Here is a 14062-nt window from a genome sequence, read left to right as displayed (position 1 = left end):
GTTCAGCTTGTAGACAGATTGGTCTTGCTGGTCCGTGAGGACGGGTAAGATAAAACAGAATATGCCTGGCAGCGATAGCGCGGTGGTCCCACCTGACCCCATGCCGAACTCAGAAGTGAAACGCCGTAGCGCCGATGGTAGTGTGGGGCTTCCCCATGTGAGAGTAGGGAACTGCCAGGCTTTAAATATAGCGAAGGGGCTGTCCGAGAGGACAGCCCTTTTTGCTGTGCGTGGAGAGCCTGTACACGATATTGTGTAATTGCCTGATTTTGATATGTTCAATCCAACATCAAAAGCGGGTTACTTTATGGACGAAAAACAGTTACAGGCTCTGGCTAACGAGCTGGCCAAAAATATCAAAACCCCTGACGCTCTCAACCAGTTTGATCGCCTGCTGAAAAAGATCAGCGTTGAAGCTGCCCTTAATTGTATTAGTCGCGACTAGATCTGACACTGGACCTTGAAAGGTTGAGAGTTACCGGTTTTGATATGGGTGTCTAATCCTTAAACAAAACGCGAGGTAACTCTCATGCTTCATACTAACAATCCCATTATCAAACACAAAGCCGGCCTGCTCAATCTCGCCGAGGCTTTGTTGAATAAATCAGAACTTGTAACGACTGCGCCCCATACGGGTCGATTGTTACGTGATGCGAATACTGTTCGGCATTCCTAATAGCGTGATCAGGTTAAGCGCTTTGACCATGGCCATGGCTTCGCCCACCTGAGCATCGTAGTCTCTCAGACTTAGATGACCACCCAGAAGCATTTTGAACCGGAACATGGCCGTTTCAGCCACTGAGCGCCGGTGATAGCCCACTTTCTTTTTCCAGATAGCGTTACTACCGCTAATGCGCTGATTTGCAACAGCGTGGTTACGCTCGTGGTAGCGATCTTGCCAATATTGCGCCCCCCTTCGTGGCGGGATAAGCGGCCTTATTTTCCTCCTCAGCAGAGCATCATAGCAGTAAACTGTATCGTAAGCGCCGTCAGCCGATGCCTCTCTGATTTTCCGGTGGGTCTGGTTTATCAGCGCCGGTAGAGCTTGGGCATCAGTCGTACCACTGAGCGACAAATCCGCACAGATAATCTCATGCGTCACACTGTCTACTGCCAGGTGCAGCTTACGCCATACCTTGCGTCTTTCGGCACCATGCTGCCGGACTTTCCATTCGCCTTCGCCAAAGACCTTCAGGCTGGTTCCATCAATGACCAGATGTGAGATTTCACCACGGGTTGGCGTTTTTATGCTGATGTTCACTGTCTTTGCTCGCTTGCTGAGCAGCGAATAGTCTGGACAATGGAGCGACAATTTAATCAGTTTAAAAATCGAGTCAACAAAGCCCTGTAAAGCCCTCAATGAAAGGCCAAACACGCGTTTCATCATCAGGACTGTGGTGATGGCCATATCTGAGTAGTGGAGCGGTTGTCCACACCGTTCAGTAGTATTTTTTTCCGTCCATGCAGCAATGGCTGATTTATCTAGCCATACGGTTAGAGAAGCGCGCTGCTTGAGGGCCTTGTTATAAGAGGGCCAGTTGGTGATTTTAAAATTTTGTTTTGCCATGGAGACCTGATTTTGAAACAACTGTGTTGATCTGCTCCGATGATTACCCAAAAGTTCTATTTATTCAACAAAGCCTCTCGCCGAAGAACTCGGTAACGTATCAAAAGCCTGCAAGAGCATGGGCGTGTCACGCGATACATTTTACCGTTATCAGGAACTGGCTGCTGAAAGCGCCATTGATGCGCTGGTTAACCAGAACCGCCGGGTTCCGAACCTGAAGAACCGCGCCGACGAAGCCACTGAACGCGCGGTTGTTGATTATGCTATTGAGTTACCGCCCCATGGGCAGCACCGGACCTGTAATGAGCTGCGTAAAAAAGGCGTGTTTATCTCCGGCAGCGGCGTGCGCTCCATCTGGCAACGACACGACCTGGAGAACTTCCGTAAACGCCTGAAGGCGCTTGAGGAAAAGGTCGCCAGAGAAGGCATTGTCCTTACCGACGCTCAAATCGCAGCCTTGGAGAAGTAAGGCGCACGATGATGAGACCTGCGGTAAAATCGAGACGGCACATCCCGGGTATCTGGGCTCGCAGGACACCTTCTACGTGGGCAATCTGAAGGGGGTGGGCCGTATCTACCAGCAGACGTTCGTGGATACGTACTCGAAAGTGGCGCACTGCAAGCTGTATACGAATAAAACACCGCTCACCGCCGCCGACCTGCTCAATGATAGCGTACTCCCGTTCTACGAGGCTCAGGGACTGCCGGTGCTGAGAATACTGACCGACAGGGGTACGGAGTACTGTGGTAAAGTGGAGCAGCATGATTATCAGCTTTATCTGGCTATCAACGATATCGAGCATACAAAAACGAAGGCGACGTCTCCGCAGACGAACGGCATCTGCGAGCGCTTCCATAAAACCATTTTGCAGGATTTTTATCAGGTTACGTTCGGCAAGAAGTTATATGGAGACCTGGAAAGCCTGCAGGTAGATCTGGACAACTGGTTGTGGCATTACAATACTGAGCGAACTCATCAGGGAAAAATGTGCTGCGGGCGTATGCCGATGGCCACTTTACTCGATGGAAAACGGATCTGGGCAGAAAAGAATCTGAACCAGATGTAATCTGACAGACACCTGTATAAATAATCGGTAACTGTCAGATCAGGTCTGAGCTAGTACACCTTAATGCTGAAATGAACCATCACCTCGAGCATGAGAAGCACCAGTCCAAATCTGGAACTAACACGCGCAATGGCTACTCCACAAAGACTGTTACCACCGGCGATGGTCCGCTGGAACTGCGTACACCACGTGATCGTGATGCTTCCTTTGAACCGCAACTGGTGAAGAAGAACCAGACCCGGTTCACCGGGATGGATAACCAGATTTTATCGTTGTATGCCAAAGGGATGACCACCCGCGAAATTGCCGCTGCGTTCAAAGAACTGTATGACGTGGATGTCTCACCCGCCCTGGTATCGAAGGTCACCGATGCCGTTATGGAGCAGGTTGTTGAATGGCAAAATCGCCCCCTGGATGCGGTTTATCCCATTGTTTACCTTGACTGTATCGTTCTGAAAGTCCGGCAGGGCAGCCGCGTTATCAATAAGTCTGTGTTCCTGGCGCTGGGTATCAATATCGAAGGCCAGAAAGAGCTACTGGGGATGTGGGTGGCCGAAAATGAAGGCGCAAAGTTCTGGCTGAACGTGCTGACAGAACTGAAAAACCGTGGCCTGACTGACATCCTCATTGCCTGTGTGGACGGCCTGAAAGGGTTCCCGGATGCCATCAACACGGTCTACCCGGAAGCCCGCATCCAGTTGTGCATCGTGCACATGGTGCGCAACAGTCTGCGCTTCGTTGCCTGGAAGGACTATAAGGCGGTAAACACGCGACCTCAAAGCAGTGTATCAGGCTCCAACCGAAGAGGCCGCGCTTCAGGCGCTGGAGACGTTCGGTGGGACATGGGATCACCGCTATCCGCAGATAAGCCGGAGCTGGCAGTCAAACTGGGCCAACCTGTCGACATTCTTCTCGTACCCTCAGGAACTTCGCAAGGTAATCTACACGACGAACGCTATAGAATCACTGAACAGCGTGCTCCGGCATGCAATCAAGAAACGCAAGGTGTTCCCGACTGATGACTCGGTGAAGAAGGTCGTATGGCTGGCAATCCAGGCGGCATCACAGAAATGGACGATGCCCTTATAGGACTGGCGTATGGCAATGAGTCGCTTTATTATCGAGTTCGGTGAGCGCCTTGACAGTCACTTCTGAGGAAAGGCATTTACACAAAATCTTAAACAGGCTCGTATACTGCATTGATGAAAAAGATATAGCCAAGCAACATTATTTTGATAACAATTAGCTGTATTTTTTTGCCACATATCAGGACATTGGCTGTAATCATTTTTAAGTCGGTTGGCTATGCTTTCCAACCATGACGGTTTATTTAGAATAATTACTTGATGATATCACGATTGCAAGGGATTTTCTACAAATTCATTTACCGGAAAAACTTCAGCAATTGTGTGATCTTAGTACGCTGGCGATGGAATCCGGCAGCTTTATTGAGCGAGACCTGCGTAGCCAGTGTTCGGATATGCTTTATTCGGTGCAGACGAGAACGGGAATGGGGTATATCTATACTCTAATAGAACACCAAAGCCGCCCCGAAAAGCTGATGGCGTTCAGGCTGTTAAGGTATGCCGTCGCCGCCATGCAGCGGCATCTTGAGCAGGGCAACGATACCTTGCCCGTGGTGATACCACTGCTGTTTTATCAAGGTAAAACCTCGCCGTATCCTTACAGTACCCATTGGCTGGATTGTTTTGCTGATCCAGAACTGGCAAAGTCTGTCTATACGTAGGCGTTCCCGCTGGTTGATGTGACTGCTATCTCGGACGAAGAGATAGTCACGCATCGGCACGTTGCCCTGATGGAGCTGGTGATGAAGCATATCCGTACCCGCGATATGCTAGAGTTAAGTCAGGAGATAGCGTCCTTGCTCAATCAGTGGGTATTGTAGCCTGAGCTATTTCGAGGATTAATCTGTTATATTGTAGAACGAGGAAATACTTCTGATGCAAGGCAATTTTTGCACCAGATTGCGGAAAGAGCAGCTGATTATCGGGAGGTGGTGATGACCATTGCAGAACAGCTACGGCAAGAGGGCGAGCAACAAGGCATTTTGAAAGGCTGTGAGGAAGGTATTCATCTTGGTGAACAGAGAGGCATAGAAAAAGGCCGCCATGAAGCAAAAATTGACATGGCAAGGCAGTTCCTAGCCAACGGCGTTGACCGAGCGATTGTCAAAATGTCTACGGGGCTGTCTGATGCTGAGATTAATGCACTGATGGATTAATAGATGTCGAGTAACACTATTTTACCTCGCTCATTTTATGAGCGCGATACGCTTCGTGTAGCAAAGGATTTGCTGGGAAAAGTTTTAAAGTTTGCAGAGTATCATGGGGTTATCAACGAAGTGGAAGCCTATGTAGGGCAGGATGATCCAGCCTGCCATGCCGCGCGAGGCTACACGCCACGAACAGCGGTCATGTTTGGTGCTGCCGGGTTTTCTTATGTTTATCTTATTTACGGCATGTACCATTGCCTGAATATTGTGACCGAACGTGAAGGATTTCCAGCGGCAGTTTTAATTCGAGGTATTGAATTAGAGAAGCCGATGCGTCTTTCTTTGGATGGACCGGGTAAACTCTGCAAGCAATTAAATATCACAAAATATAATAACCAGATTGATTTAACACAATCGCATGATTTTTGCGTTTATGATACCACGGACATACCAGAACATATGGCGACGCCAAGAATTGGAATAAAAGTCGGCATTGATAAATTGTGGCGTTTTAAGACAAGATAAATTAAATGATTTTATTTAACTTTCACCGCTCGCCGCAGTCTTTGGCTGAGGCGTACCGCAGGAGCGGAGCGACGAGGAACGAACAGCCAAAGCGAGGAAGCGGAATATCCAGTGTTCTGTCAAAGCGACCCTGACACACTTTACCTTTAAAGATAACCGAAGCTAGATAACATAAGGGAATTCTCCTGGTCTTATCACGCTATGGCGGTATAAACGTACCTTCATGAAGGTACATTTATTATTTTTAAAAGTGATATTTGTAATTTAATTTTGAGTTCAAATGTACTTCATTGACAGGGTGCACTTAGATGTGTAGAATGTCACTATATAAAACGTGACATATATTGGACATAGTTTATGCAAAAACAAAAAAAGATAAAAACAGCATACTACGAACATAAACGAGAAACTTTGGATTTAAGTACCGTAGAAGTCATATCTGAATCAAAAACGACACTATCTTGTTATTCAGTGGAACCACAATATGTGAAAATGTATATAAATGATATATGCTCACTTGGCTTTGTTGAATAATAGGTAATCATGCTGTTTTTCCATGCCAGTTTTGGTTGAAAATGCTTGTGCATCTCAGGTGTACACTTTTCTCATGAGGCCTAACTGCATGATTTTACGTTGTGAGGATCCGTCGTTTCGCTGGGCTGCCAGCATAAAATCTATTTATTTAACAAAGCCTGTTCACTTATAAGCATCCCTGAATCATTGAAAAATGTGTTATTTTTGATGCTTCGCAAACTTGATTACGATGGATATATCACTCTTTCAACAAGATACAGAAAATTAATGAGAGAACAATTAGATATTAAAGACGGAACCTTAAGAAATAGGTTGGCTCTTCTTGTAAAAAAAGAGTTTGTTTTTAGTGAGGGAGGGAATGAATATTCAGTTAATCCTAAATTTTTTGCTAGAGGAGAATGGAAAGCCATCATAGAACAAAGAGCCGCTTTTGAATTGAAAATAAGATATTCAGAAGAAGGTAAGGAGATAACAACAAAAAGAGGGCTTTGTTGAATAAACATATTTTATGCTGCACCCCCGGTGAAACGACAGATCCTCGCAACGCAAAATCATGCAGTTAGGCCTCATAAGAAAACTGTAAACCTGAGGTGACAAGCATTTTCTACCAAAACTGGCTTGGCAAAACAGCATGACTCACTATTATTCAACAAAGCCCAAAAAGAGTTTAACACAATAGTCGCTGACTTGTCGCTTGGCTATAACGTGTATTAGTCGCGACTAGATCTGACACTGGACCTTGAAAGGTTGAGAGTTACCGGTTTTGATATGGGTGTTTAATCCTTAAACAAAACGCGAGGTAACTCTCATGCTTCATACTAACAATCCCATTATCAAACACAAAGCCGGCCTGCTCAATCTCGCCGAAGAACTCGGTAACGTATCAAAAGCCTGCAAGAGCATGGGCGTGTCACGCGATACATTTTACCGTTATCAGGAACTGGCTGCTGAAGGCGGCATTGATGCGCTGGTTAACCAGAACCGCCGGGTTCCGAACCTGAAGAACCGCGCCGACGAAACCACTGAACGCACGGTTGTTGATTATGCTATTGAGTTCCCGCCCCATGGGCAGCACCGGACCAGTAATGAGCTGCGTAAAAAAGGCGTGTTTATCTCCGGCAGCGGCGTGCGCTCCATCTGGCAACGACACGACCTGGAGAACTTCCGTAAACGCCTGAAGGCGCTTGAGGAAAAGGTCGCCAGAGAAGGCATTGCCCTTACCGACGCTCAAATCGCAGCCCTGGAGAAGAAGGCGCACGATGATGAGGCCTGCGGTGAAATCGAGACGGCACATCCCGGGTATCTGGGCTCGCAGGACACCTTCTACGTGGGCAATCTGAAGGGGGTGGGCCGTATCTACCAGCAGACGTTCGTGGATACGTACTCGAAAGTGGCACACTGCAAGCTGTATACGAATAAAACACCGCTCACCGCCGCCGACCTGCTCAATGATCGCGTACTCCCGTTCTACGAGGCACAGGGACTGCCGGTGCTGAGAATACTGACCGACAGGGGTACGGAGTACTGTGGTAAAGTGGAGCAGCATGATTATCAGCTTTATCTGGCTATCAACGATATCGAGCATACGAAAACGAAGGCGATGTCTCCGCAGACGAACGGCACCTGTGAGCGCTTCCATAAAACCATTTTGCAGGATTTTTATCAGGTTACGTTCGGCAAGAAGTTATATGGAGACCTGGAAAGCCTGCAGGTAGATCTGGACAACTGGTTGTGGCATTACAATAATGAGCGAACTCATCAGGGAAAAATGTGCTGCGGGCGTACGCCGATGGCTTTGTTGAATAATAGTGAGTCATGCTGTTTTGCCAAGCCAGTTTTGGTAGAAAATGCTTGTCACCTCAGGTTTACAGTTTTCTTATGAGGCCTAACTGCATGATTTTGCGTTGCGAGGATCTGTCGTTTCACCGGGGGTGCAGCATAAAATATGTTTATTCAACAAAGCCCAATCTCGTGTACAGGCTCGGTTGAGATCCTCAGGGGTTTTGAGATTTTTGGCCAGCTCGTTAGCCAGAGCCTGTATAGCCAACCGACTTAAAAATGATTACAGCCAATGCCCTGATATGTGGCAAAAAAATACAGCTAATTGTTATCAAAATAATGTCGCTTGGCTATATTGGAAGGCGATCGTCAGGTAACGCACCCGCATCCATCCTTTACGCCGGACAATAAACGCATCCTGTTTACCTCGGATGTGGATGGCAAACCAGCCCTTTATCTTGCTGCCGTACCTGATTCTGTTTGGAAGTAACCCCAAAACCCCATCCCGGTAACGGAATGGGGTTTCTTCTATTCGTCACTATGTTCCCGGTGACGAATAGAATAAGCCCTGAATATTTCGCGTTGCAGTAAGGTCGTCAGCAAACGAGTGAGGTCCGAAAAGCTTATAGGGATAAGTGATTCGGGTAAGCGAGCGGTGCTAACGCCACCATAATGTGAAGTGTGACGGGTATAATAACTTTAATAATAAGCAAGTCCCTTGATTATCGTTATTGTTCCATTGCCATAATCAGCGTGTTCCCTTTATACTAAAACCATCGTTCTATTTTTTTAAAACAAAAAAACTGAGTAGGGTACCCAAAAAAATGGCTATTGCAAATTTAGATAAACAGCCCGATTCCGTGTCGTCCGTTTTGAAAGTTTTTGGTATTTTGCAGGCATTAGGTGAGGAAAGAGAGATCGGTATTACGGAACTCTCTCAGCGCGTCATGATGTCTAAAAGTACAGTGTACCGATTTTTACAGACGATGAAGTCCTTGGGATATGTCGCGCAGGAAGGCGAGTCCGAGAAGTATTCGTTAACGCTTAAGTTGTTCGAACTGGGCGCCAAGGCGTTGCAAAACGTAGATTTGATTCGTAGTGCGGATATTCAGATGCGTGAATTGTCCGCGCTGACGAAAGAAACTATGCACCTTGGTGCGTTGGATGAAGATGGTATCGTATATATTCACAAGATCGATTCCATGTACAACCTGCGCATGTATTCCCGCATTGGTCGTCGCAACCCGCTGCACAGTACCGCCATTGGTAAAGTGTTGCTGGCATGGCGCGATCGTGACGAAGTGGTTGAAATTCTGAGCAAAGTGGAGTTTACCTGTAGCACACCGCATACGGTGGGTAGCGCTGAGGAGTTGTTGCCTCTGCTCGATACCGTACGCCAGCAGGGGTATGGGGAAGATAAGGAAGAACAGGAAGAAGGCTTGCGCTGTATTGCTGTGCCCGTTTTTGACCGTTTCGGCGTAGTGATTGCTGGATTGAGTATTTCATTCCCGACCATTCGCTTTGCAGAAGAGAGCATGCACGAATATGTTGCCATGTTGCATCACGCAGCAAAAAACATCTCCGAGCAGATGGGCTATCACGATTATCCGTTCTGAATCGTCTTTCGCTGAACAAACGATTGCTTCTCAAAAAGCCTGTCTGACGGTGGGTTTTTTAACATCTGGAGGATGAGAATAATGGCTGAGCATGTGAACGGCTATGGGCAACCTGTCGGCGAAGCGCTTCCTTTATGGTCAGCGCGGGCGTTCCCAAGGGGTATCACGTTCACCGGACGCGGAACTCATCGAGGCGCGGGCATCTCGCCCACAGAGACGCCGGATAGATTGAAGCAAGCCCACCATTAGTCAAAAATCAGTGTTGCAAAAATGGGGGGTGACCATGATTTTGTCGGCTTGAACCATTAAGTGTAGCACGGCATGCCGATGCGCTTTATATTATCGCCTACGCCGCCGTACCGGATGGCCGCGATTGTACCTATATAGCCAACCGACTTAAAAATGATTACAGCAAATGCCCTGATATTTGCCAAAAAAATACAGCTAATTGTTATCAAAATAATATCGCTTGGCTATATGTTTGTCGGCCCGTTTCGTGACAAGGATGAGTACCGTGCTTATCTGACCACGGTAGAACAGCAGCAGGATACCCAATGTTATGTGGTTATCGACACACGCACCGATAACGCGGTGGGCACATTCTCGTTGATGCGCGTTGATGTGAACAACGGTGTTATCGAAGTCGGTTCTGTCGCTTTTTCCTCTGCATTAAAGCGTACTCCACTTGCGACAGAAGCGCATTTTCTGCTGATGGGCTATGTCTTCGAACAACTGCACTATCGCCGCTACGAGTGGAAGTGCGATAGCCTGAATGCACCGTCGCACCGCTCTGCGTTTGGGTTTTATAGCCAACCGACTTAAAAATGATTACAGCCAATGCCCTGATATGTGGCAAAAAATAAAGCTAATTGTTATCAAAATAATGTCGCTTGGCTATACTTTTGAAGGTATTTTTCGTCAGGCTGTCTCTGCTGAAAGAAGGTTCATGAGCAGGATGTAATAGGCGTGGGCGGCTACGAAGTGATAGTATGACCCGGATATGCTTGGGTTGAGAGTATGAGTTGGGGTTGTTGTGAATATTTTACAGATTGTTTTTATCATGTTGATGGTGCTGTTTACCACGCTGGTATTGTTTTTTGTTAATCGCGCCAGTGTCCGTGCCAATGACAAAGATCCGCTTGCTGCAAGAAATTTTGGAACAGCAACGTATTCAAACCGCGTTGCTTCAGTCGTTAGCGCCTGCCACTGCGGATGTTACGCCATCTGAGCCTGAAACTGTGTTGCATCCATCGGCCGCATCCGCACCAGAATTTGATGCGTTCAACGTTATTCCCGAGCGCTAAGACTGACTGCAATAGCTTGGGCGCTCGTCTGTATTGCTTCTACATAGCGCAGGTAACCAACATGACGATGTGCGTACAATAATCAAAAACAGCAAATGGAAAAGTGAATACAACATGGCGGTAGAGAGTGAGCTGGTATTAAAACGGGGATTAAAGAATCGCCATATTCAACTAATCGCTTTAGGCGGTGCGATAGGGACAGGGCTGTTTTTAGGGATCTCGCAGACCATTCAGATGGCGGGACCTTCCGTGCTGTTGGGATACGGTGTCGCGGGCATTATTGCTTTTCTGATCATGCGCCAGTTGGGCGAAATGGTGGTTGAAGAGCCGGTTGCAGGGTCGTTCAGCCACTTTGCCTATAAATATTGGGGCAGCTTTGCTGGTTTCCTCGCAGGTTGGAACTACTGGGCAATGTTTATCCTGGTGGGCATGGCTGAACTCACTGCCGTCGGGATCTACATTCAATATTGGTGGCCTGATGTGCCCACGTGGGTATCAGCGGCGGTATTTTTTATACTGATCAATGCCATCAACCTAGTGAATGTGAAGGTGTATGGTGAAACCGAGTTCTGGTTTGCCATCATCAAAGTCCTAGCTATCCTTGGCATGATTGGATTTGGTTCCTGGTTACTGCTAAGCGGGCAGGGGGGAGAGCAGGCTACGGTACGCAACCTGTGGCAGCATGGCGGCTTTTTTCCGCACGGCATCAGTAGTCTGGTGATGGCGATGGCGGTGATCATGTTCTCTTTCGGTGGATTGGAACTGGTCGGGATCACTGCCGCTGAAGCCGCCGATCCTAAGCGTTCTATCCCGCAAGCGACTAATCAGGTCGTCTACCGCATTCTGATCTTTTATATTGGTTCGCTCGGTATCCTGCTGTCGCTTTATCCATGGCAGAACGTGGTCAGCGGCGGCAGCCCGTTTGTGATGATTTTCCATGCCTTGGACAGCAACGCTATCGCCAATGTGCTGAACCTAGTGGTGTTGACTGCGGCGTTGTCGGTATACAACAGTGGGGTCTATTGCAACAGCCGCATGTTATTTGGCCTTGCCACTCAGGGGAATGCGCCACGTTGGTTGTCCCGCGTCAATGGGCGCGGTGTACCAGTCCGGTCCATTGCGCTTTCTGCGCTGGCGACCTCGATTGGTGTGCTGATTAACTATGTTATGCCCGGCAAGGCCTTTGAGCTCCTGATGGCGTTGGTGGTATCAACGCTGGTGATTAACTGGATCATGATTTGTGTGGCGCATCTGCGTTTTCGCCGCGCGATGGACCAGCGCGGCGTACTGGCCAATTTCAAGGCGATTTTTTATCCATATGGCAACTACCTGTGTTTACTTTTCCTAGCTGCCATTCTGGTCATCATGCTAATGACTCCAGGTATCCGGATTTCTGTGTTGTTAATCCCGGTTTGGGTGGGCCTTATCTGGCTGGGTTTTTACCTGTCTCAGCGTCGTAAAGTGGCTGAAATGCTGGCGCATGGCGTGAAAGAATAGCAGGATTAAGCGGGTTTTCTTCTCATCGCCGGTGTCATCATGTCAACGCCGGCGATGAAGTGCAGTGAGGTATTATTCGACTTTCGCTACGTCGGTCTTGCCTGCTTTTGCATTGGCAATTGCCGCATTCGCCAGCACGACAAAATCTTCGCTGGAGTGGGTGGCACCAGTTATAGCCAAGCGACCAAGCGACTTAATTTTGATTACACCATATGGACTGAGAACAAAATCTCTGTATCGCAACCGCTCTCTCTTTTTTTGCTTTTTGCTTGTGCCCATTTGTGCTCAATGGGGTTAAGATCTGGCGAATATGTAGGCAAATACTCCACCATATACCCTGCATCGATGATGACTTGTTGAATGTTATGTTTTTTGTGAAAAGTTGCATTCTCCATCACGATTACCCTGTTTTTAGGGAGTACTGGGATAAGGACTTGTGTGACCCAGGAATTGTCGCTCCATTGTCCAGACTATTCGCTGCTCAGCAAGCGAGCAAAGACAGTGAACATCAGCATAAAAACGCCAACCCGTGGTGAAATCTCACATCTGGTCATTGATGGAACCGGCCTGAAGGTCTTTGGCGAAGGCGAATGGAAAGTCCGGCAGCATGGTGCCGACAGACGCAGGGTATGGCGTAAGCTGCACCTGGCAGTAGACAGTGTGACGCATGAGATTATCTGTGCGGATTTGTCACTCAGTGGTACGACTGATGCCCAAGCTCTACCGGCGCTGATAAACCAGACCCACCGGAAAATCAGAGAGGCATCGGCTGACGGCGCTTAGGATACAGTTTACTGCTATGATGCTCTGGTGAGGAAGAAAATAAGGCCGCTTATCCCGCCACGAAGGGGGGCGCAATATTGGCAAGATCGCTACCACGAGCGTAACCCCGCTGTTGCAAATCAGCGCATTAGCGGTAGTAACGATATCTGGAAAAAGAAAGTGGGCTATCACCGGCGCTCAGTGGCTGAAACGGCCATGTTCCGGTTCAAAAGGCTTCTGGGTGGTCATCTAAGTCTGAGAGACTACGATGGTCAGGTGGGTGAAGCCATGGCCATGGTCAAAGCGCTTAACCTGATCACGCTATTAGGAATGCCGAACAGTATTCGCATCACGTAACAATCGACCCGTATGGGGCGCAGTCGTTACAAGTTCTGATTTATTCAACAAAGCCCATCTTTTATCAACTCGGATTTATCGATCTTTCGCTGACGCGTGGTCGATGCTTTTGACGCTATTTGATTAATCCAACGCGATACAGAGGCAGGGCCAATCCGAAATTGCTTCGCTGTTTCTCGGATACTCAACCCTTCTTCTTCCCGTGTAGATATCACTTTACCTTTAAAATCAATTGAATAGCTCATTTAAATGATGTAATCAAAATTAAGTCGTTTAGCTATACACCATCAACGTTTTCTGGATTTTGTTTTTCAACCAATCCTTGAGCCAGTTTGACTGTATACTCCTCTGGGTTCGCACCTGTTGCAGCCTTCATCTTCTTATTATATTCCACATCAGTGGTTTTCAGATGACCGTCTTTTTGGCTGTTGTAGTCAAATTTTACGGCGGCAATTTTTCCGTCTTTGTAAGTCACTTCTACAAACGGTTTCCACCCTTTATCATCGAAATTAACGGTTTCAGCGCGGTATGTACCATCTTTGATGGCACCATCGACAGCGTGAACAGCCACAGCGAAAAGGCTTGCCACAACAATGGGTATGAACTTCATTTTCATGGTTTCATCCTCAGTATTCTTATCAGTGTATTTGTGTGTAAATGTATAAAATAATCTGTCTGTTGGGGCCAATTTCAGGCACCAATAGTGGTTGAAGAGTACCGATGACTTTAGTTAAGTAAAGTGTTCTGCTTAACAAAACGAGGTCATGACCATGATAATGGTAGGGCAATTTGTGACCGGTAAGACAAACACGTTATGACAA

The 14062-nt window shown here is 47.5% G+C and carries 14 protein-coding genes, 1 rRNA gene and 7 pseudogenes; 17 read left to right on the top strand and 5 right to left on the bottom strand.

Going from position 1 to position 14062, the window contains the following annotated elements; genetic code table 11:
• Positions 1 to 64: 64 nt before the first annotated feature.
• The 3 genes and pseudogenes from rrf to ACD630_RS24405 all read left to right on the top strand — a co-directional run bounded on the left by rrf (position 65) and on the right by ACD630_RS24405 (position 676).
• Positions 65 to 180 (top strand): 5S ribosomal RNA (gene rrf / locus ACD630_RS24415).
• 127 nt (positions 181 to 307) lie between these two features.
• Positions 308 to 427: pseudogene (locus ACD630_RS24410) on the top strand (IS256 family transposase); the annotation flags it as partial.
• A 102-nt stretch (positions 428 to 529) separates the two neighbouring features.
• On the top strand, positions 530 to 676 hold the full coding sequence (locus ACD630_RS24405; RefSeq protein ID WP_430361324.1) for a hypothetical protein: 147 nt from the start codon (positions 530 to 532) through the stop codon (positions 674 to 676).
• Here the strand turns inward: ACD630_RS24405 and ACD630_RS24400 are convergent.
• A complete protein-coding gene (locus ACD630_RS24400; protein ID WP_430360939.1) occupies positions 644 to 1567 on the bottom strand; it encodes an IS5 family transposase in 924 nt (307 codons plus the stop codon). The two genes, ACD630_RS24405 and ACD630_RS24400, sit on opposite strands and share 33 nt — an antisense overlap.
• Before the next feature lie 58 nt (positions 1568 to 1625).
• Between ACD630_RS24400 and ACD630_RS24395 the strand changes: the two are divergent.
• From ACD630_RS24395 to ACD630_RS24335, 13 genes and pseudogenes are all read left to right on the top strand, one after another.
• Positions 1626 to 2634: pseudogene (locus ACD630_RS24395) on the top strand (IS481 family transposase).
• A gap of 59 nt (positions 2635 to 2693) precedes the next feature.
• Positions 2694 to 3789, top strand: a pseudogene (locus tag ACD630_RS24390) (IS256 family transposase); the annotation flags it as partial.
• Between the two features lie 196 nt (positions 3790 to 3985).
• Positions 3986 to 4540 (top strand): annotated as a pseudogene (locus ACD630_RS24385) (Rpn family recombination-promoting nuclease/putative transposase).
• Positions 4541 to 4654: 114 nt separating this feature from the next.
• Positions 4655 to 4876, top strand: coding sequence for a hypothetical protein (locus ACD630_RS24380; RefSeq protein ID WP_430360938.1), 222 nt, complete (start codon positions 4655 to 4657; stop codon positions 4874 to 4876).
• Between the two features lie 3 nt (positions 4877 to 4879).
• Entirely contained in the window at positions 4880 to 5392 is a 513-nt protein-coding gene (locus ACD630_RS24375; protein WP_430360937.1) for a DNA-3-methyladenine glycosylase, read from the top strand.
• Between the two features lie 720 nt (positions 5393 to 6112).
• A complete protein-coding gene (locus tag ACD630_RS24370; RefSeq protein ID WP_430360936.1) occupies positions 6113 to 6421 on the top strand; it encodes a hypothetical protein in 309 nt (102 codons plus the stop codon).
• Between the two features lie 313 nt (positions 6422 to 6734).
• On the top strand, positions 6735 to 7808 hold the full coding sequence (locus ACD630_RS24365) for an IS481 family transposase (protein ID WP_430360935.1): 1074 nt from the start codon (positions 6735 to 6737) through the stop codon (positions 7806 to 7808).
• Between the two features lie 244 nt (positions 7809 to 8052).
• A pseudogene (locus ACD630_RS24360) lies at positions 8053 to 8195 on the top strand (oligogalacturonate lyase family protein); the annotation flags it as partial.
• Between the two features lie 334 nt (positions 8196 to 8529).
• A complete protein-coding gene (gene kdgR, locus ACD630_RS24355) occupies positions 8530 to 9321 on the top strand; it encodes a DNA-binding transcriptional regulator KdgR (RefSeq protein WP_430360934.1) in 792 nt (263 codons plus the stop codon).
• A gap of 402 nt (positions 9322 to 9723) precedes the next feature.
• Positions 9724 to 10143, top strand: a complete 420-nt coding sequence (locus ACD630_RS24350) for a GNAT family N-acetyltransferase (RefSeq protein ID WP_430360933.1) — start codon at positions 9724 to 9726, stop codon at positions 10141 to 10143.
• A complete protein-coding gene (locus ACD630_RS24345; protein WP_430360932.1) occupies positions 10118 to 10282 on the top strand; it encodes a hypothetical protein in 165 nt (54 codons plus the stop codon). The genes ACD630_RS24350 and ACD630_RS24345 overlap by 26 nt, the downstream gene beginning before the upstream one ends.
• Positions 10283 to 10381: 99 nt before the next feature.
• Positions 10382 to 10625: pseudogene (locus tag ACD630_RS24340) on the top strand (YebO family protein).
• 114 nt (positions 10626 to 10739) lie between these two features.
• Entirely contained in the window at positions 10740 to 12122 is a 1383-nt protein-coding gene (locus ACD630_RS24335; protein WP_430361274.1) for an amino acid permease, read from the top strand.
• A 72-nt stretch (positions 12123 to 12194) separates the two neighbouring features.
• Here ACD630_RS24335 and ACD630_RS24330 read toward each other — a convergent pair whose 3' ends face one another.
• Positions 12195 to 12401: a hypothetical protein gene (locus ACD630_RS24330; RefSeq protein WP_430360931.1), complete on the bottom strand. Its 207-nt coding sequence runs from the start codon at positions 12399 to 12401 to the stop codon at positions 12195 to 12197.
• Complete coding sequence (locus tag ACD630_RS24325; protein WP_430360930.1) at positions 12326 to 12517, bottom strand: transposase; 192 nt, start codon at positions 12515 to 12517, stop codon at positions 12326 to 12328. Before ACD630_RS24325 ends, ACD630_RS24330 begins: the two co-directional genes overlap by 76 nt.
• A gap of 55 nt (positions 12518 to 12572) precedes the next feature.
• Here ACD630_RS24325 and ACD630_RS24320 point away from each other — a divergent pair.
• Positions 12573 to 13241, top strand: a pseudogene (locus ACD630_RS24320) (IS5 family transposase); the annotation flags it as partial.
• A gap of 44 nt (positions 13242 to 13285) precedes the next feature.
• Here ACD630_RS24320 and ACD630_RS24315 read toward each other — a convergent pair.
• Together ACD630_RS24315 and ACD630_RS24310 are read right to left on the bottom strand one after the other, a co-directional pair.
• Complete coding sequence (locus ACD630_RS24315) at positions 13286 to 13486, bottom strand: IS630 transposase-related protein (RefSeq protein WP_430360929.1); 201 nt, start codon at positions 13484 to 13486, stop codon at positions 13286 to 13288.
• Positions 13487 to 13518: 32 nt separating this feature from the next.
• Positions 13519 to 13857, bottom strand: coding sequence for an FMN-binding protein (locus tag ACD630_RS24310; protein WP_430360928.1), 339 nt, complete (start codon positions 13855 to 13857; stop codon positions 13519 to 13521).
• Between the last annotated feature and the right edge of the window lie 205 nt (positions 13858 to 14062).

Origin of the sequence: Symbiopectobacterium sp. RP (assembly GCF_050472005.1) — a bacterium.
Taxonomy (GTDB): Bacteria; Pseudomonadota; Gammaproteobacteria; order Enterobacterales; family Enterobacteriaceae; genus Symbiopectobacterium.
The sequence above is the reverse complement of the archived record's forward strand: the minus strand, read 5'-3'. Positions and strand labels throughout refer to the sequence as shown.

Coding starts and splice junctions, on each gene's coding strand:
- ACD630_RS24365 (WP_430360935.1), top strand. CDS start 6,735: ATGCTTCATACTAACAATCCCATTATCAAACACAAAGCCGGCCTGCTC.
- ACD630_RS24310 (WP_430360928.1), bottom strand. CDS start 13,857: ATGAAAATGAAGTTCATACCCATTGTTGTGGCAAGCCTTTTCGCTGTG.
- ACD630_RS24350 (WP_430360933.1), top strand. CDS start 9,724: ATGATTACAGCAAATGCCCTGATATTTGCCAAAAAAATACAGCTAATT.
- ACD630_RS24375 (WP_430360937.1), top strand. CDS start 4,880: ATGTCGAGTAACACTATTTTACCTCGCTCATTTTATGAGCGCGATACG.
- ACD630_RS24330 (WP_430360931.1), bottom strand. CDS start 12,401: ATGGGCACAAGCAAAAAGCAAAAAAAGAGAGAGCGGTTGCGATACAGA.
- ACD630_RS24315 (WP_430360929.1), bottom strand. CDS start 13,486: ATGAGCTATTCAATTGATTTTAAAGGTAAAGTGATATCTACACGGGAA.
- ACD630_RS24335 (WP_430361274.1), top strand. CDS start 10,740: ATGGCGGTAGAGAGTGAGCTGGTATTAAAACGGGGATTAAAGAATCGC.
- ACD630_RS24400 (WP_430360939.1), bottom strand. CDS start 1,567: ATGGCAAAACAAAATTTTAAAATCACCAACTGGCCCTCTTATAACAAG.
- kdgR (WP_430360934.1), top strand. CDS start 8,530: ATGGCTATTGCAAATTTAGATAAACAGCCCGATTCCGTGTCGTCCGTT.
- ACD630_RS24405 (WP_430361324.1), top strand. CDS start 530: ATGCTTCATACTAACAATCCCATTATCAAACACAAAGCCGGCCTGCTC.
- ACD630_RS24380 (WP_430360938.1), top strand. CDS start 4,655: ATGACCATTGCAGAACAGCTACGGCAAGAGGGCGAGCAACAAGGCATT.
- ACD630_RS24325 (WP_430360930.1), bottom strand. CDS start 12,517: ATGGAGAATGCAACTTTTCACAAAAAACATAACATTCAACAAGTCATC.